At 66.2% G+C, this 17,160-nt stretch carries 17 protein-coding genes; 14 read left to right on the top strand and 3 right to left on the bottom strand.

Annotation, left to right across the window (positions count from 1 at the left end):
• Positions 1-2 precede the first annotated feature (2 nt).
• The 3 genes from JOE66_RS16225 to JOE66_RS16215 all read left to right on the top strand — a co-directional run bounded on the left by JOE66_RS16225 (position 3) and on the right by JOE66_RS16215 (position 3,316).
• The gene (locus tag JOE66_RS16225; protein ID WP_205111197.1) at positions 3-866 is read left to right on the top strand and encodes a phosphogluconate dehydrogenase C-terminal domain-containing protein; all 864 of its coding nucleotides are present in this window, start codon (positions 3-5) and stop codon (positions 864-866) included.
• Between the two features lie 257 nt (positions 867-1,123).
• Positions 1,124-2,512 (top strand): MFS transporter, encoded by a 1,389-nt coding sequence (locus tag JOE66_RS16220; protein ID WP_307827253.1) that lies wholly within the window; start codon positions 1,124-1,126, stop codon positions 2,510-2,512.
• A gap of 36 nt (positions 2,513-2,548) precedes the next feature.
• Positions 2,549-3,316: a triose-phosphate isomerase family protein gene (locus JOE66_RS16215; RefSeq protein ID WP_205111195.1), complete on the top strand. Its 768-nt coding sequence runs from the start codon at positions 2,549-2,551 to the stop codon at positions 3,314-3,316.
• On the opposite strand, the gene JOE66_RS16210 is transcribed toward JOE66_RS16215, so the two are convergent.
• Positions 3,313-3,735: a PPOX class F420-dependent oxidoreductase gene (locus JOE66_RS16210; protein WP_205111193.1), complete on the bottom strand. Its 423-nt coding sequence runs from the start codon at positions 3,733-3,735 to the stop codon at positions 3,313-3,315. The two genes, JOE66_RS16215 and JOE66_RS16210, sit on opposite strands and share 4 nt — an antisense overlap.
• A 49-nt stretch (positions 3,736-3,784) precedes the next feature.
• Here JOE66_RS16210 and JOE66_RS16205 point away from each other — a divergent pair, with 49 nt between their 5' ends.
• The 5 genes from JOE66_RS16205 (at position 3,785) to JOE66_RS16185 (ending at position 9,114) form a co-directional block, all read left to right on the top strand.
• Positions 3,785-5,350 (top strand): FAD-binding oxidoreductase, encoded by a 1,566-nt coding sequence (locus tag JOE66_RS16205; RefSeq protein WP_205111191.1) that lies wholly within the window; start codon positions 3,785-3,787, stop codon positions 5,348-5,350.
• 266 nt (positions 5,351-5,616) lie between these two features.
• Positions 5,617-6,207 (top strand): dCTP deaminase, encoded by a 591-nt coding sequence (dcd, locus tag JOE66_RS16200; RefSeq protein ID WP_205111189.1) that lies wholly within the window; start codon positions 5,617-5,619, stop codon positions 6,205-6,207.
• A gap of 43 nt (positions 6,208-6,250) precedes the next feature.
• Entirely contained in the window at positions 6,251-7,156 is a 906-nt protein-coding gene (locus tag JOE66_RS16195; RefSeq protein ID WP_205111187.1) for a hypothetical protein, read from the top strand.
• 162 nt (positions 7,157-7,318) lie between these two features.
• Positions 7,319-8,011 carry an HAD-IA family hydrolase gene (locus tag JOE66_RS16190; RefSeq protein ID WP_307827251.1) on the top strand — a complete coding sequence of 231 codons (693 nt, stop codon included), beginning with the start codon at positions 7,319-7,321 and terminating at the stop codon, positions 8,009-8,011.
• A gap of 158 nt (positions 8,012-8,169) precedes the next feature.
• Positions 8,170-9,114, top strand: a complete 945-nt coding sequence (locus tag JOE66_RS16185; protein ID WP_205111185.1) for an endonuclease domain-containing protein — start codon at positions 8,170-8,172, stop codon at positions 9,112-9,114.
• A gap of 310 nt (positions 9,115-9,424) precedes the next feature.
• On the opposite strand, the gene idi is transcribed toward JOE66_RS16185, so the two are convergent.
• Positions 9,425-9,976 (bottom strand): isopentenyl-diphosphate Delta-isomerase, encoded by a 552-nt coding sequence (gene idi, locus JOE66_RS16180; protein WP_205111183.1) that lies wholly within the window; start codon positions 9,974-9,976, stop codon positions 9,425-9,427.
• Between the two features lie 37 nt (positions 9,977-10,013).
• Here idi and JOE66_RS16175 point away from each other — a divergent pair, with 37 nt between their 5' ends.
• From JOE66_RS16175 to JOE66_RS16150, 6 genes are read left to right on the top strand one after another with little or no spacing between them, the layout of a single operon-like run.
• Positions 10,014-11,084, top strand: a complete 1,071-nt coding sequence (locus JOE66_RS16175) for a polyprenyl synthetase family protein (protein ID WP_307827248.1) — start codon at positions 10,014-10,016, stop codon at positions 11,082-11,084.
• Between the two features lie 2 nt (positions 11,085-11,086).
• Positions 11,087-12,088 carry a phytoene/squalene synthase family protein gene (locus JOE66_RS16170; protein ID WP_205111179.1) on the top strand — a complete coding sequence of 334 codons (1,002 nt, stop codon included), beginning with the start codon at positions 11,087-11,089 and terminating at the stop codon, positions 12,086-12,088.
• Positions 12,085-13,965, top strand: a complete 1,881-nt coding sequence (crtI, locus tag JOE66_RS17395; RefSeq protein ID WP_307827246.1) for a phytoene desaturase family protein — start codon at positions 12,085-12,087, stop codon at positions 13,963-13,965. Before JOE66_RS16170 ends, crtI begins: the two co-directional genes overlap by 4 nt.
• Positions 13,966-13,967: 2 nt before the next feature.
• Positions 13,968-14,348, top strand: coding sequence for a lycopene cyclase domain-containing protein (locus JOE66_RS16160; RefSeq protein ID WP_205111177.1), 381 nt, complete (start codon positions 13,968-13,970; stop codon positions 14,346-14,348).
• On the top strand, positions 14,345-14,725 hold the full coding sequence (locus JOE66_RS16155) for a lycopene cyclase domain-containing protein (RefSeq protein ID WP_205111175.1): 381 nt from the start codon (positions 14,345-14,347) through the stop codon (positions 14,723-14,725). The genes JOE66_RS16160 and JOE66_RS16155 overlap by 4 nt, the downstream gene beginning before the upstream one ends.
• Positions 14,722-15,597 (top strand): prenyltransferase, encoded by an 876-nt coding sequence (locus JOE66_RS16150; protein WP_205111173.1) that lies wholly within the window; start codon positions 14,722-14,724, stop codon positions 15,595-15,597. Before JOE66_RS16155 ends, JOE66_RS16150 begins: the two co-directional genes overlap by 4 nt.
• 98 nt (positions 15,598-15,695) lie before the next feature.
• Here JOE66_RS16150 and JOE66_RS16145 read toward each other — a convergent pair whose 3' ends face one another.
• Positions 15,696-16,997, bottom strand: a complete 1,302-nt coding sequence (locus JOE66_RS16145; RefSeq protein ID WP_205111171.1) for an MFS transporter — start codon at positions 16,995-16,997, stop codon at positions 15,696-15,698.
• Positions 16,998-17,160 lie beyond the last annotated feature (163 nt).

Below are 17,160 nucleotides of genomic sequence, written 5' to 3'. Positions count from 1 at the left end.
CCATGACGACCACCACTACGACCCTGACCATCGCCGTTGTCGGCGCTGGCGGAAAAATGGGAACGCGGGTGTCTAACAACCTCGTGAAGACGGATCACACGGTGTTCTACAGTGAGAATTCGCCGGCGGGCCAGCAGCGCGTCACCGACGCTGGCCGAAGCATCACCGAGACCGACGCAGCCGTTCGCGACGTTGATGTCGTGGTGCTCGCCGTGCCAGACCTCGCGCTCGCCGCGGTATCGGCGGCCGTGGTACCGCTGCTGAAGCCGGGCACCGTGCTGCTCACGCTCGACCCGGCTGCCGCCTACGCGGGACTGCTCGCCAAGCGGGAGGACATCGTCTTCGCCGTGGCGCACCCCTGCCACCCCTCGGTCTTCCTCGAGCGCCACACGCCGGAGGAGTATGCCGACACCTTCGGCGGAATCGCAGCGCCGCAGGATGTGGTCGCGGCCATCGAGTCCGACGACGAGAGCAAGCGCCAGATCGCCGAAGAGGCCATCCGAGTCATCTATGCACCGGTGATCGACGTGCACTGGGTCACTGTCAAGCAGCTCGCCCAGCTTGAGCCGACCCTCGTCGAGACCATTGCGTGCATGATCGGCCAGCTCCTCAAGGAGTCGCTCGACGAGGCCGTCAACACCATGGGCGTTCCGTATCCTGCAGCGCGGGCGATTCTGCTCGGCCACACGCAGGTCGCGCTCGCGAACACGCTGAAGGGTGACAACCCGTTCTCCGACGCGTGCCTGATCGCCATGGACTACGGCCGCGAGTCGATCGTCAAAGACGACTGGAAGAAGATCTTCCGCGACGACGAGCTCGACCTCGTGCTCTCGCGCATGCTCCACCTCGACACGATCGAGCGGTAGGCAGCACACCGAGTTCCGGAACGCGCGGTGGGGTACCCGATACCCGCGCGTTCCGGGCAGCTCTGCCCCGGGCATCCAGAACCACTCGGCAGAGCGGCAACACCGGCGCCGCTCGCGCCACACCCCGCACCACCAGCATGACCGCCACACCGCGCACGACCTGCAGCACCCGCACTGCCTCACCACCCCGCCTCACCTGCACCACCCGCACCTCTGAACACCGCCGTTTACGAAATACTTATTGCAAAGGAGTCACTGTGGACACCACCGCCACGCAACGCCCGCCCCAGTCAGCCGTCGAGAAGTCGACGGTGCGAAAGGTCGCCTTCAGGGTCGTTCCCTTCGTCGCCCTGATGTTCTTCATCAACTATCTCGACCGCACCGCCGTGGGCTTCGCTGCCCCGAATGGCATGAACGCCGACCTCGGGCTGACCGCTGCCCAGTTCGGCTTCGCGTCGGGCGTGTTCTTCATCGGCTACATCCTGCTGGAGGTGCCCTCGAATGTCGCTCTCGTGCGGTTCGGCGCTCGCCGCTGGCTCTCGCGCATCATGGTCTCGTGGGGTATTGTCGCGGCCCTGTTCACCTGGGTGCAGAACTTCGAACAGCTCGCGATTCTGCGATTCCTGCTCGGTGTGGCCGAAGCCGGCTTCTTTCCTGGTGCGATTCTCTTTCTGAGCCTCTGGGTGCCTTCGCAGCACCGCAGCAAGATCCTCGCGCTGTTCTACCTGGCGCAGCCCCTGACCACGGTCATCGGTGCTCCGCTCGCGGGGCTGCTACTTCAGTCGAATGGCGTGTTCGGCCTCGAGGGCTGGCGATTCATGTACCTGGTCGTCGCCATCCCCGCGATCGTCGTCGGTATCATCGCCTGGTTCTACCTCACGAGCCCCAAAGACGCGAAGTGGCTCACTGAACCTGAGCGCACCTGGTTACTCACGAGCCTCGACGACGAGAATGCAGCGAAGATCAAGGCCGAGGCCAAGAAGGCCAAGGCCGGCGCCAAGAAGGCCAGCACTTTCAGCGCCCTCAAGATGGGCAGGGTGTGGATGCTCGCCTTCATCTACTTCGGGTTCATCTACGGTCTCTATGCCCTCGCCTTCTTCCTCCCGACCATCATCGACGGCTTCCAGACGACTGCCGGGGTGAAATTCGACTTCGTGCAGAAGGGCCTCATCACGGCGATCCCGTATGTTCCCGCCGCGGTCGTGCTCTACCTCTGGTCTCGGGATGCCACCCGCCGAGGCCTGAAGACCTGGCACATCGTGATCCCGGCGCTCGTCGGTGGGGTGAGCATCCCCCTGGCCCTGCTCGCCGGTTCGCCTGCCGCCACGATCGCCATCATCACCGTCACTGCGTGTGCGATCTTCGCCGCCCTGCCGAACTTCTGGACGGTTCCGACCCAGTTCCTCACTGGTGTTGCAGCAGCAGCGGGCATCGCGTTGATCAACACCATCGGCAACCTGGCCGGATTCTCGGCACCGTTCATCACGGGATGGGTGCACGACTGGACGGGCGGCTACATCGTGCCCATGTTCGTGGTCGGCGGGTTCATGCTGATCTCCGCGCTGCTCATGACGATTCTCGCCAGCCGCGGTAAGGCGGTCGACGCAGATGCCGAGCAGACCGACGTCACCGCTCTCGTCCACTGACGGGCGGCACAACCGCTCACCACAGAAAGTCGTTCCATGACGAAGACCAGGCCCGTATTCACCATCGGTGTCAGCACCAAGATGTACTTCTCCTACGAGAAGACTCTCGGCTATGCCCGTGCTGTGGCGGGCCTGGCCTCGTCGAACCCGCTCGTCGCCGGCGGCTTGGTCGAACTCTTCGTGATCCCGGGGTACCCGGCCATTCCCGCTGTCGTGGAGATTCTCGCCCCGAGTGGGGTCAGGGTCGGGGCGCAGGACGTGTCGACCGACGACTCCGGCGCCCTGACCGGCGAGGTCAGCGCACCCATGCTGGGCGAGATCGGCTGCACGCTCGTCGAGGTCGGGCATGCAGAACGCCGCAGGCTCTTCGGCGAGACCGAAGAGGTGGTGCAACGGAAGACCGCCGCCGCACTGCGCAACGGCCTCACTCCGGTTCTCTGCGTGGGGGAGGCGGCCCGGGGGTCAGCGGCCGTTGCCGCTGACGAGGTCATTCGGCAGCTCCGCTCGGCGCTCGCCGATGCCCCGGCCGGCAGCAGCGTCATCGTCGCGTACGAACCGCAGTGGGCGATCGGTGCTCCTGAGCCTGCTCCGGCCGAACACATCATCCCGGTGTGTACGGCCGTTCGCGAAGCTCTGGAGAGCGACCGGCGCCTGGCCGATCTGCGCGTGATCTACGGCGGCAGCGCGGGGCCAGGCCTGCTGACCGTGCTCGCGGGCGCGGTCGACGGCCTCTTTCTCGGCCGGTTCGCCCACGACCCTGCCGCACTCGGGTCGATTCTCGACGAGGCTGCGGCGCTTCTCTAGTGCGCCTGGTCGGGTGCCGCGATCCGCAGCATCACGCGAGGCTTGCGCCCCGCCTTGCCGAGCCGTTCGATCAGCATGAAGATGCGGTACTCCAGCCGGTACGTGCGGGCGAACACCGCCGAGATCCGCTCGACGGAGTCGGCATCATCCAGAATCTCGGCCACGCCCTCGACCGCCCGGGCGCCCGGCTTCACCTTGCCCATGCGGTCACAGGGCCGCAGCTCGACCTGCGCGTTATTGCGCAACCGTTTGACCTTGCCGCTCTCGGCCGGCGTCGTCACCACCAGGTAGTTGCCGTAGCGGGCGATCCACACCGGGGTCGAAACGGGCGCGCCCGTCTTCCTGAAGGTTGTGAGGGAGACGAATGATTCGTCGCCCAGCGCGAGCAGCGCAGCCTGTGCCCCGGTGTCGGTTGTCATGAGTGAAACAGTAGCGCGAGCATCCTCTGAGTGCCTCTAAGCTGACCGGATGACAGCTCTTTCGCGTCGACAGTTTCTGCTGACAGCGGGCAGTTCGGTCGCGGCCGCATCTGTGCTGGCGGCCTGCTCGAGCCCCGCACCTGTGCCGCCGGCGAGCCCCACAGCTACGGTCACGCCGACGCCGGTGGGGCCTCCGGTCTGGGCCGAGCTCTCGCAGTCGGTGAAAGGCGCCGTGCTGCTGCCGGCCGATGCGAGTTACGGCACGGCGAAGCTCACCGAGAACCCGCGATTCGATGACGCGGCCCCGCTCGCCATTCTCGAGGCGTCGTCGGCTGCTGATGTGGCTGCCGGGCTCGCGTTCGCGACGAAGTACGGAGTTCCGGTGGCGCTGCGCTCGGGAGGCCACAACTATGTCGGGTGGTCGGCGGGTGGGGCATCCGGGTCTGGCGTGCCGCCCTCGCTCGTGCTTAGTACTGCTGCGCTGACCGGCGTGACGCTGTCGGCCGACGGCTCGACTGTAGAGGTCGGGGCCGGTGCGTCGCTGGCCGAGGTCTACAACACCGTCGGCATGGCCGGCCGGGCGATCGCCGGGGGCTCGTGCGCCACGGTCGGGGTCACTGGGCTCACGCTGGGCGGTGGCGTCGGGGTGCTCGTGCGCGCGTTCGGGCTGGCCTGCGACCAGCTCACCGGCGTCGAGATCGTCACCGCCGACGGCGTTGTGCACCAGGCCAGCGCGTCGAACGACGCAGACCTGTTCTGGGCGTCGCAGGGCGGCGGCGGTGGGATGCTCGGGGTCGTCACCGGCCTCACCTTCGCCACGCGCGACGCGCCCGACGTGACCACGTGGTACGTCGAATGGCCCTGGTCGGCCGCCGCAGACGTCATCGCCGCATGGCAGGGCTGGGCTCCCTCGGCTGACAACGGCCTCTGGTCCACGCTCAAACTGTTGGGCGGCGATTCGCACCCCGGCCAACCGAGCGTGTCGGTCTCCGGCACCTGGATCGGCAGCGGCCCACTCTCGCAGCAGATCGCCCCGCTGCTGAACGGCGTGAACGCGTCGCCCACCACGAACCAGTCGTTCCACCACAGCTACGTCGAGGCGATGATGATCGAGGCAGGCTGCCAGGACACCCCCGTCGCCGAGTGCAACACCGGCCCAGGCGGGGCACTCACCCGTGAACCGTCGTCGGGAACATCCAATATCGGGTACACCGCCCTCGACGCCTCGGGCATCGCCGACCTCATCGCCCAGGTGAATGCCGCGCAGAACGTCTCGGGCATGACCGAGGGCGGCATCTCGATGGATGCCCTGGGCGGCGTCGTCGCGAACATCGACCCCGCTGCGACCGCCTTCGTGCACCGCAAGGCGCTGATGACCGTGCAGTACACGGCGACCTTCGCCGTCGGCGCCGACCCTGCGGCGTACGACGAGTATGTTCGCGGGTTCCGCACCACCATGACGAACCACTGGCAGAACTGGGCCTACGTGAACTACTGCGATGCGACGGTTCCGGATGCCCAGACCGCCTACTTCGGAGCGAACCTGCCGCGCCTCACGGCGCTGAAGGCCCAGTACGACCCCCGCGGCCTCTTCACGCAGCCGCAGTCGTACTGAACTGCCGCTGCCGCTGCCGCTGCCGCTGCCGCTGCCGCTGCCGCTGCGCGTCGTCCGGGCTACAGCTGCCTCCCGGCCCGCCCGGCTACCATCCCCGCCCTGCCTCCGCTCCACCCATCCGGGCTGGCCGCTCCCGCCTCCTTTCACTCGTGAGGCCGCCACGACGAAATGAGGTTGTGATTCCGGCCTCCTTTCGTCGGAGATGCCTCAGCTGGCCCCTGCAAACGCGACTGCGTTCCGCGCCGCCCAAAAGGTAAGCTGGCCGCGTGCTTCTCTCAGACCGCGACATTCGGGCCGAACTCGACAGCGGGCGTGTCGGGCTCGAGCCCTACGAGCCCTCGATGGTGCAGCCCTCGAGCGTGGATGTTCGGCTCGACCGCTTCTTCCGGCTCTTCGACAACCACAAGTACCCCTTCATCGACCCGGCCGCCGACCAGCCCGAGCTGACACGCCTCATCGAGGCCGTCGCCGATGAGCCGTTCATCCTGCACCCCGGTGAGTTCGTCCTCGGCTCGACCTACGAGCAGGTCACCCTGCCCGACGACATCGCGGCACGGCTCGAGGGCAAGAGTTCGCTCGGGCGGCTGGGTCTGCTCACCCATTCCACGGCCGGCTTCATCGACCCGGGCTTCAGTGGGCACGTGACGCTTGAGCTGAGCAACGTCGCCACTCTTCCGATCAAACTGTGGCCCGGCATGAAGATCGGGCAGCTGTGCTTCTTTCAGCTGTCGTCTGCCGCCGAGCATCCATACGGTTCAGCGCAGTACAGCTCGCGCTACCAGGGCCAGCGCGGGCCCACCGCGAGCCGATCGCACCTGAACTTTCACCGCACCGACGTCTCGGGTGGGCAGCTCTAGCCCCGCCGGCTGGGTGCCTCGCCGACTACAGATAGCCGAATGGATGCTCGCAGACGAGCCCAGCGCAGGTCACAGCTCTGACAACAATTCGTCGCCGGGCCGGGTTGGCGTGAGCGGCGCCGGCCTGGGCCGCATTGCCGGGTCAGCGACGGGGATCGTCGGTGAGCCGTCGCCGGGCGGCCCGCGATCGGAAGCTCGCCCTGACGAAGAGGCGCAGCGGGCCGAGCTACGCCGGGCGGTCTTCAGGCCGGGTACGCCCGATGACCTGCGGGAGCAGAAGGCTGCCGAGCTCGCCGCCCTCGAGCAGGCGATCGACGACGAGCGATACGCGGCAGGGCTACGTGAGTCGACGGCGTCGGCCGAGGCCGCCCGCCGGCGCGATCACACGCGATCACTGAGGCGCAAGTGGGTGCTCCTCTCGCTGGGCATCGTCGTGGCCGTGCTCGCTGTCGTCGCTGTCACTTCGATGCTGTTCGCGGGCCGAACACAACCCAGAACGCTGGCCGCATCCGATGTATCCGCAAGCGATGCGGCAGCGAGCACGTTCCCTGCACTGTCGCCGGCCGAGGCCGAGGCCCAGTCGCCGGCCCAGATCTTCGCAAGGCCGCAGACCTCAGCCGACATGCCGACCCAGGGCTTCCCGGTCGGGCTGGTGATCAGTTCGTTCCGCCTGCTTCGTACTTCGCAGTTCACTCCGACCACAGCATTCGTGGCCCTGGGGCCCGACGGCGACACGTGCCTCACCGTCTACGGAACCGGCACAGATTTCGAATCGAAGTGCACCTTGGCCGAGACTGCCCTGCGCGGCGGCATCACCGTCGTCTTCTCGACGGTGCAGAACATGAACCCCCGCACGGGCTCGACCGCCGTCTCATCGGTGACCTTCACCGCAGAATGGATGCCTGACGGCCAGTACACCGTGTCGTCAGCCATCACCGTGGCGCACTGAGGCGCACTAACCCCAGCGACGCGCACTGACTCGCACTGACGCGCCGTGTCCGGCTCCCGACCCTTCTCGCGACGCTCCTGGGCTCCCCACCAGGGGTGCCGATGCGCGTGGGTGCGCCCAGACGTCCCGAAGGGATCTGATGGCACACCGTAGCCTTGGTGGGTGACTTCAGCCTCTGCCGCGCCCGAATCCGGCCCCTCCGACACCCGCCCGATCGACCGAGTCTTCAGGGCGGCACTGTTCGACATGGACGGCACACTCATCGACTCGACCCCCGCCGTCGACCGGTCGTGGATCCGTTGGGGGCAGGAGTGGGGCATCCATGACTCGTTTCGCGAGGGCATGCATGGCAGGCCTGCGCGATCGCTCATCGCCGAACTCGTTGCCCCTGCGCAGGTCGAAGCAGCACTCGCCCGCGTTCAGCAGCTCGAACTTGCCGACGTCGACGGCATCACCGTACTCGAGGGTGCAGCAGAGTTGATCTCAAGCCTTCCGGATGATCGGCGAGCCATCGTCACGTCATGCAACCGTGATCTGGCCCCGGTGCGGCTTCGTGCAGCCGACTTTCCGGCGCCGAGCGTCGTCGTGACGATCGACGACACGCCCCGGGGAAAGCCGAACCCGGACCCATTCCTCGAAGGCGCTCGCCGCCTCGGCTTCGATGCCGCGGACTGCGTGGTGTTCGAGGATGCTCCCGCCGGCCTGGCCGCGGGCCGCGCCGCCGGCTGCTTCACCGTGGGTATCGCGGGCACCCACCCCGCACACGAGCTCGACGCCGACCTCGTCGTCCGGAGCCTCACCCAGGTCTCCGTGCGCCTCGTCGACGGCGGATTCACCCTCGTAGTCGCGCCCTGAATCGGCCTGGCGCTCTGTGCCCCAGTGGCCGGCCACGAGCTGACGCGACACGCCCTCAAGTGCGGCTCTACGGGGCGTGTCGCGTCATCTCGCACGGCTGACGTAGATCGCCTGTGGATAACTCGTGACGGCCCCGAGTGGGGCGGCACTATGGTTCGATGTCGAAATTCAAGCCCGTGCCGAGGCAACTCGGCACGCATCCATTCACCGTTGCCGAAGGTCGCGCCGTCGGGCTGAGCGTCAAACGACTCCGGGGCAGGGATCTCCGGATACCGTTCCGCGGTGTGCGAGTGGTTGCAGCGCAGCCGATTGGCGAATATTCGACGTGGAGCGCTTATGCGCGGCAGATGCGCCCGGGTTCGTTCTTCAGTCACCTGACGGCCGCGAAAATCTGGGGAGTCCCTTTGGCGCACCGCTTCGAAGAGCAGCCTGGGCTGCACGCGTCGATATTCGCACCACGCCGTGCTCCGCGAACCTCGGGAGTCATCGGGCACCAGAGTTCGCTCGAAGGTCTGCAGGTCATTCACCGATACGGGCTGCCGGTCTCAGACCCGACTTCGACGTGGATCGGTTTGGCGAGCATCCTGCCGCTCGACGAATTGGTTGTCGCGGGAGACCATTTCGTCGTCGAACCCAGAGTGACGAACACCGCGGATGCCCGGCCATACGTCGATCTCACAACGCTCGCGACCCGGTGTTCGTCGTACTCGGGCCGAGGAGCGCAATTGGTTCGAACCGCATTGGAGCTGGTGCGCGAGGGTGCGGAATCCCGGCAGGAGACTCGGCTTCGCCTTGCGTTGCTGCGAGCTGGACTGCCGGAGCCGGAACTCAGCGCCGAGATGGTCGACTCGAGTGGGAGTCGGATCGGCTATGCAGACATGGCCTACCGCAACGAGCGCGTGCTGGTCGAATATGACGGGTCCCAGCACCGGGAGAACGAGGAGCAGTACGAGCACGACCTCGACCGAGATGAGCGTCTTGTTCGGGCAGGCTTCGTCGTCGTGCACATTCGAAAGCGGCACATGGCGTCTTCGGCAGTCGAAGCTGTCGAGCGTGTTCGACGAGCTCTCGCAGAATCGGCCTGGCGGGGTGGCGCGAAATGACGTGACACGCCCTCCTGCCCACGGATGGAGGGCGTGTCGAGTCATTTCGTGGGCTGGGGGCTGCTCGCACACATGGTGATTCGGCGATGTGGGCGGGTTCGTTCTGGACGGTGGCTTCGGCGGGGAGGAGAGTGCCGTGTGATCGAGCTGACGCGAGATGCCCTTGGGTGCCCGAATGGAGGGCGTGTGGCGTCAGCTCGGGCGGCCGAAGCCCAAGCCAGGTGCAGAGCGGGAGCAGGAAGCGTGACGGGTGACGCGTGACGGCTGACGGGTGACGGGCGACGGGCGACGGGCGACGCGGGGGGTGAGCTCAGCGGGACTGCGTGCGCAGGAGGGGACGAGCGAGGGCGAGTTGCGGCAACTGCAGGGTGAGCCACGGGCTGAAGGCCCAGGGGGTCGCAGCGATAGCGGTGAGCAGGGCATCCGGATCGACCCACTGCGATTCACAGACTTCGTCGGGATTGGGCTGCAGGGCATCCGTCACCACAGCCGTGTAGACCGGGCAGATCTCGTTCTCGACAACGCCGGCCGCGTCGACGGCCCGGTAGCGGAAGTCGGGCAGCGCGACCTCGAAGGAATCGAGGGTGACACCGAGCTCGGCATCGGCGCGGCGCAGGACGGCGTCGTCCATCGCCTCACCCGGCGCGGGATGGCCGCAGAACGAGTTGGTCCAGACCCCCGGCCAGGTGCGTTTGGCCAGGGAACGCCTGGTCACGAGCAGGCGCCCCGCCTGGTCGAAAACGTGGCAGGAGAAGGCGAGATGAAGCTGGGTATCTGCCGTATGCACGGTGGCTTTGTCGGCCACGCCGATGGGCAATCCGGCGTCAGACAGCAGTACGACCTGTTCTTGGACGACTGTCATCACACTCTCATTTCTGTCTGTGGACTACGCTCGAAACGTGGACCCACAGGATCTCGTGGTCGCAGGCACCAGGCGGCAGAAACATGTCGACGAAGTGCTCGATCGTTTCTTCAGCCTAGCCAAGAACCGCGCGTCTGCAATCGGCCCGCGGTACCTCACGTTGTGGCAGACGCTGGAAAAGAATACCTCGGGCGGCAAGCGCTTTCGCCCGTCGATGGTGATGGGCGCCTACGAGTCGCTGGGCGGCACAGATCTCGAGGCTGCGGCGCACGTCGGGGCGGCTTTCGAACTGCTGCACACGGCACTCATCGTGCACGACGACGTGATCGACCGGGACTTCATCCGCCGGGGCGGCGTCAACGTCTCGGGGGTCTACCGAGACTTCGCCCAGACCGCCGGAATCCCGATACCCGCAGCCGAACACCGCGGGCTCTCGGTCGCAGTCATCGCCGGTGACCTCGCCCTCTTCTATGCATTCAGACTGCTCGACCGCAGTGGCATCGATGGCGAGGTTCGCGCACGCCTGCATGACATCTTCGACGAGGCGCTGTTCGCCTCAGCGGCTGGTGAACTCTTCGACGTCGATTTCTCGCAGCACCGGTCGATGCCCTCGGTCGACGAGGTCGTCGACATGGAGCGCCTCAAGACGGCCGTCTACTCCTTCGAATCGCCTGTCGAGGCCGGCGCCGTCCTGGCGGGGGCGAGCGACGAAGCCGTGCGTGCGCTCGCATCGTTTGGCCGCAACATCGGCATCGCTTACCAGATAGTGGATGATCTGCTCGGCGTCTTCGGAGACGAGACGGCCACGGGCAAGACCACGATCGGCGACCTGCGCGAAGGCAAGCGCACGGTGTTGATCGCGTACGCCTCGGAACGCCCTGAGTGGCTCGAGATCTCACGCTGGCTCGGGCTGCCCGACCTCACCTGGGAGCAGGCCGCCGTCGTGAGGCGCGCGCTCGAGGATTGTGGAGCACGTGCCTACGCCGAAGATCTTGCCCGCGAGTTCGCCAACCGTGCGGCAGACGAGCTCGACTCGTCTGCCCTGCCCGACGCAGTGCGCGACGAGTTCAGGCCCATCATCGAGACCGTACTCGGGCGGGTGCGCTGACCGTGGCCACAGCAGATCGACGAGCCCCTGTGGCCCAGACCGAAGTGAAGCAAGCGCGTTCTCTCTATGATGCCGTCGCGCACGAGACGGCTCGCATCGTCATCCACCGCTATTCGACCTCGTTCGGCCTGGCGTCACGGCTTCTCGGCGCCGGGGTGCGTGGGCACGTGGAGAACATCTACGCACTCGTGCGTCTCGCCGACGAGGTCGTCGACGGGGTGGCGGCTTCGGCCAACCTGAGTGCCGAGCAGATCTCCGTGCTCCTCGACACCCTCGAACGGGACACGCTCGAGGCGATGAGGGTGGGTTACAGCACCAACCTGGTGGTACACGCGTTCGCGCTGACGGCCCGCGAGGTCGAATTCGGCCCGGAGCTCGTCGAGCCGTTCTTCGCGTCGATGCGCGCCGACATCTCTGCGACGGAGCACACCCCAGAGAGCTTCGACGTGTACGTGTACGGCTCAGCCGAAGTCGTCGGGCTGATGTGCCTCGCTGCATTCCTCCAGGGGCATACCTTCAGCGACTCGGAGCGTGCGGCGCTGGTCGACGGCGCCCGGCACCTGGGGGCAGCGTTCCAGAAGATCAACTTTCTGCGCGATCTGTCTGCCGACTTCGCGGGTCTCGGCCGCAGCTACTTTCCCGGCGTGACCGTCACGTCGTTCGGCGAGGGGTCGAAGGCGGAGATCATCGCCGACATCGAGAACGACCTGCACATCGCCCGAGGTGTTCTGCCCCTCCTTCCGAAGTCGAGCCGCCGGGCCGTGGCGCTCGCGCAGGGCTTGTTCGGTGAGCTCACCAGGCGCCTTCGCGAGACACCGGCGGCAGTCCTGGCCGAGACCCGTATCAGGGTGCCGAATCCCATCAAGCTGCGGATTGCGGCAGAAGTCGCAGCAGGACGACTACCCACAGCGGGGAGAGCAAGCCCCGCAGCAGCTATATCGAACAAGGGCAAACCGAACACAGGCCACCCACGAGCAGGCCGAACCACCAAGGAGCAGAAGTGACGTCCCCCGAAGCCAGCCCGTCGAGTGACCCGATCGACAGCGCGAGTGACCGCCCGCAGCGCGCCGTAGTGATCGGTGCGGGCATCAGTGGCCTCGCCACCGCTTCGTTGTTGGCTCGCGAAGGGTACGACGTGACCGTCGTCGAGAAGCAGCCGGCCGTCGGCGGGCGCGCGGGTCTATGGGAGAAGGACGGGTTCCGTTTCGACACCGGCCCGTCGTGGTACCTGATGCCCGAGGTCTTCGACCACTTCTACAAACTCATGGGCACGAATGCCGCTGAGCAGCTCGACCTGTCCAAGCTCGACCCCGGCTACCGCGTGCTCTTCCAAGACGAATTCAAACCGATCGACATCGCGGCCTCACGAGATGAGAACCTCGACCTGTTCGAGTCGATCGAGCCAGGGTCGGGCGTGCGGATGGCGGGCTACCTCGATTCTGCTGCCGAGACCTACGAGCTGGCCAAGAAGTACTTCCTGTACTCGACGTTCGAGGACTTCCGTCCGCTGCTCAAGCAGCCCGTGCTCAAGCGGTCTCCCCGCCTGGTGCGCCTCCTGCTCGAGTCGCTCAACAGCTTTGCCGGGCGCACGGTTCGCGACCCGCGCCTGCAGCAGATTCTCGGCTACCCCGCGGTATTCCTCGGCTCCTCGCCATATTCCACTCCGAGCATGTATCACCTGATGAGTCACCTCGATCTCGACGATGGGGTGTTGTACCCCCAGGGTGGATTTGCGCGGGTGATCGAGAGTATCGAACACATCGCCATCGCCGCCGGAGTCACCATCATCACGGGTGCGAGCGTGACGACGATCACAACCATCGACGACCAGGCAGAGGCCGCCGCTGCTGTCGAGCTCGAGCCAGCAGGCCCGTACGACTACGACACCCAGGAGTTCGACACCAACGTGATCGACCGTGCCGAACTGAAGCGCGTGCTCGAGGGTGAAGTCGACTACGACCCGGCACGACACGGGGGCCTCCAGCCTGCGGGCTCGGCTGCCGGCACCGTTGTCGAGCCACGGGATGCAACGAGCGAACCCGCCGGAGACCCGCCTGTCGCAGCATCGACGAAGCGAAAGCCGAAGGTCTCGGGCATCCACTACCTCGACGCCGCAGGCACGGCCCACTCGCTCGACGCTGACGTGGTCGTTGCTGCCACAGACCTCGAACACGTCGAGACCACCATGCTTCTACCCGAGCTGCAGACGTTCCCTGACTCCTACTGGAAGAAGAAGACCGCGGGCCCCAGTGCGGTGCTCATCTACCTCGGCGTCTCAGGTCCCCTGCCCGAGCTCGCCCACCACACGCTCTTCTTCACTAAGAGTTGGAAGGACGACTTCGGCGAGATCTTCGGCAAGGCCGGCTTCGGCAGGCGCAAACCCACTTCGGTGCCGAGCCCCGCCTCGATCTACGTGTGCCGGCCGAGCGCGACAGATGATTCGGTCGCTCCGGAGGGCTTCGAGAACATCTTCGTTCTCGTGCCCATCCCCGCCGACCCCTCGATCGGGCACGGCGGCGAAGACGGCAAGGGCTCAGCCCAGGTCGAGGCCATCGCCGACGAGGCGATCGCGCAGATCGGCAGTTGGGCCGGCATCGACGACTTCGCTTCGCGCATCACGGTTCGCCGCACGGTCGGCCCCGGCGACTTCAAAGACGACCTCAACACCTGGAACGGAACGGCGCTGGGACCTGCCCACACCCTCGGCCAGAGTGCGTTCTTCCGCGCCGGCAACGTGAGCAAGAAGGTCGACGGCCTGCTCTACGCCGGCGGCTCGACGATCCCGGGCATCGGCCTGCCGATGTGCCTGATCAGCGCCGAGCTCGTCATCAAGCGCCTGCGCGGCGACACCTCGACCACCGCCCTGCCCGAGCCGCTCTGAGCATGGCCGTTCTCTACCTGCTCGGGCTGCTCGTCGCGCTGACGGGAATGGTGATGCTCGACCGGCGGTTCCGGCTGTTCTTCTGGGCCGACGCTCGCCGGGCATCCATCGTTCTCCCGGTTGGGGTTCTGTTCTTTCTGCTCTGGGATGTCGCCGGCATCGGCCTCGGCATCTTCTTTCGCGGCGAGACGGCGTTCATGACCGGAATCGTGATCGCGCGCGAGCTGCCGCTGGAAGAAGTCTTCTTTCTCACGCTGCTCTGCTACCTCACGATGAACGTGTTCGCTGCGGTATCGCGGATGATCGGCAGAGGCGAGCGCGACGTGCACGCTGTTCGTGTCCAGAGCGGCCTCGACAGCCGTCGTCCGGGGCGCCCATCGTGACGTACTGGGCCCTGAACGCCTTCTTTCTCGCGGTGGCGGTGGTGCTGTTCGCCGTGGCGAGGATCGTTCGCCGCAAACCGGCCGTCGTGCCGGTGCTCGTCACCCTGGCGGTGCTGCTCGTCATCACGGCTGTGTTCGACAACGTCATGATCGGTATCGGGCTGGTCGGCTACAACCAGGCGCTGATCTCCGGCGCCTTCATCGGCATCGCCCCCCTCGAGGACTTCGCCTACGCGATCGGCGCAGCCGTGCTGCTGCCCGCGCTCTGGATGCTAATGCCCGCTCGTGCGGCAGCTCGACCGCCGCTCACTGCTGCTGCAGGCCAGAGAAGCGCACACAGCCACCCACACCAGACCCACCCCGAGGAGCACTCGTGAGCAAGCTCGGCCAGGTGCTGCTCTCGTCGCGCCCGCTGTCATGGATCAACACCGCGTTCCCGTTCGCGGCCGCCTACCTGCTGACCACCCGCCAGGTCGACCTGACTTTCGTGCTCGGCACCCTGTACTTTCTCGTGCCCTACAACCTGGCGATGTACGGCATCAACGATGTGTTCGACTACGAATCCGACCTGCGAAACCCTCGCAAGGGCGGTGTCGAGGGGGCGGTGCTCGGGCGCTCGCTGCACAAGCTGACCCTGTGGAGCGCGGCGGTCACGAACATCCCGTTTCTCGTGTATCTCGTGTTCGTGGGCTCGCCCCTTTCGTGGCTGGTTCTTGCCATCAGTGTCTTCGCGGTGATCGCGTACAGCGCGCCGAAACTGCGGTTCAAAGAACGCCCGTTCGTCGACTCATTGACCTCGAGCACACACTTCGCGAGCCCGGCCGTCTACGGCCTGGTGCTCGCCGGCGCGGTCTTCACTCCGCAACTGTGGGCGATTCTCGCGGCGTTCTTTCTCTGGGGCATCGCCAGTCACGCGTTCGGCGCGGTGCAGGACATCGTGGCCGACCGGGAAGGCGGCATCGCCTCGATCGCCACCGTCATCGGTGGCCGCCAGACGGTGTGCTTCGCGTTCTTCGCCTACGTGCTCGGCGGCGTGCTCATGCTGTTGACGAGCTGGCCCGGGCCTCTCGCGGCCGTGCTGGCCCTGCCGTATGCCCTGAGTGTGCTGCCGTACTGGTCGATCACCGACACGGATGCTGAGCTCGCCAACGCCGGCTGGCGACGTTTTCTCTACCTGAACTTCGCCACAGGGTTCTTCGTGACCATGCTGCTCATCTGGTACTGGGCCCTCACGCCGCTCGTTGGGTAGCGCCTGGGAGACACGCCCTAGTAATCCTGGGATCGGAGCGTGCCTGCGAGGGGTTTCGATACGCTCCGCTACTCAACCAGCGGTCTGAAGGGCAGTGCTCAGCTGAGCTCGGGCTGCTTCGCCGACACGGGGATGAGCACAGCGAGACCCACAGCGAGCACGAGCACGATGCCCAGGATGCCCCAGTACTGTGCGCCGCCGATCGTCACGAAGATGGCGAAGGCGGTCGGTGCGAGGAAGGTCGCCGCCTTGCCGGTAGTCGCGTAGAGGCCGAAGACCTCACCCTCGCGGCCCGCAGGAATCACCCGTGCGAGGAACGACCGGCTGGCCGACTGGGCAGGGCCGACGAACAGGCAGAGCGCCAGGCCGAACACCCAGAAGGCCGTCTGGCCGGCGTCGTGCAGAAAGAACACGGCGAGCCCGCAGATGACCAGCCCCACCAGGGCGCCCACGATCACCGGCTTCGGGCCGATCCGGTCGTCGAGACGGCCTATCACCACGGTCGAGACGCCCGCCGTCACGTTGGCTGCGATCGCGAAGATGATGACCTCACCCGCCGAGAACCCGAAGGTGCCGGCTGCCAGGATGCCGCCGAAGGTGAAGACCCCGGTCAGCCCGTCGCGGAACACGGCGCTGGCGATCAGGAAGTAGACGGTGTGCCGGCTCGTGCGCCACAGCCGCGCGATGTCGTGCCCGAGGCGCACGTAGGATCCGAAGAAGCTGACTTTCTCGCGGCGGCTCGCTGCAGGAGCGGTGTACTCGGGCACGGCGATCAGCACGGGCAGCGCAAAGAGGCCGAGCCACGCCGCTGCGATCAGCATCGAGAGGCGCACGGCCAAACCGTTGTCGCCGTCGGGTGCAGGGTGGATGAGGCCGAAGTACACGATGAGCAACAGCACGATTCCGCCGAAGTACCCCATCGACCATCCGAACCCGCTGACCTTGCCGATGGTCGCCCGCGTCGAGACGCTGGTGAGCATCGCGTTGTAGTTCACCGAGGCGAACTCGAAGAACACCGTGCCGACGGCCAGCAGCAGCAGGCCCAGCCACAGGTAGCTGGGCGATGGTTCGACGAAGAACATCAGCGCGGTGACTACGACGACGATGTAGGTGTTGACCGCGAGCCAGAACTTGCGCCGGCCCGAGACATCGGAGCGCTGCCCCGTGATCGGCGCCAGGAGAGCCACCAGGATGCCGGCGACCCCCAGGGTCCAGCCGAGCTGGGCTGAGACGAAGGCCTCCCCGCCGAATGACTTACCCGTGAGGTAGACGGTGAAGACGAAGGTGGTGACCACGGCGTTGAAGGCAGCTCCGCCCCAGTCCCACAGTCCCCAGGCCAGAACTCGCGTGCGAGGGATGATCGTGGTGGGGCCAGTCGGGCCTGCCGCCGTTGCTGTCATGAGCACACAGTACAGTTTCTGGGTAAACCGAAGGTGTATTGAAAGTTGAGTCACATCTACTCAAGTTTCTGCACTTCGAACTTGACACCTGATCGCTTGTGAGTAAACTTGAGCGTATAGGACTCAAGTATACGTATCTGGGTCTGGAGCATCTTTAGCCGGC

The organism is Subtercola frigoramans, assembly GCF_016907385.1.
In the GTDB taxonomy this organism is placed as follows: Bacteria; Actinomycetota; Actinomycetes; order Actinomycetales; family Microbacteriaceae; genus Subtercola; species Subtercola frigoramans.
This window is presented reverse-complemented; position numbering and strand designations above follow the sequence as displayed.

What these genes read in the sequence shown, in the direction of transcription:
- idi (WP_205111183.1), bottom strand. Translation starts at nt 9,976, where the DNA reads ATGACAGTCGTCCAAGAACAGGTCGTACTGCTGTCTGACGCCGGATTG.
- JOE66_RS16210 (WP_205111193.1), bottom strand. Translation starts at nt 3,735, where the DNA reads ATGACAACCGACACCGGGGCACAGGCTGCGCTGCTCGCGCTGGGCGAC.
- JOE66_RS16160 (WP_205111177.1), top strand. Translation starts at nt 13,968, where the DNA reads ATGGCCGTTCTCTACCTGCTCGGGCTGCTCGTCGCGCTGACGGGAATG.
- JOE66_RS16145 (WP_205111171.1), bottom strand. Translation starts at nt 16,997, where the DNA reads ATGACAGCAACGGCGGCAGGCCCGACTGGCCCCACCACGATCATCCCT.
- JOE66_RS16215 (WP_205111195.1), top strand. Translation starts at nt 2,549, where the DNA reads ATGACGAAGACCAGGCCCGTATTCACCATCGGTGTCAGCACCAAGATG.
- JOE66_RS16185 (WP_205111185.1), top strand. Translation starts at nt 8,170, where the DNA reads ATGTCGAAATTCAAGCCCGTGCCGAGGCAACTCGGCACGCATCCATTC.
- JOE66_RS16195 (WP_205111187.1), top strand. Translation starts at nt 6,251, where the DNA reads ATGCTCGCAGACGAGCCCAGCGCAGGTCACAGCTCTGACAACAATTCG.
- JOE66_RS16225 (WP_205111197.1), top strand. Translation starts at nt 3, where the DNA reads ATGACGACCACCACTACGACCCTGACCATCGCCGTTGTCGGCGCTGGC.
- JOE66_RS16205 (WP_205111191.1), top strand. Translation starts at nt 3,785, where the DNA reads ATGACAGCTCTTTCGCGTCGACAGTTTCTGCTGACAGCGGGCAGTTCG.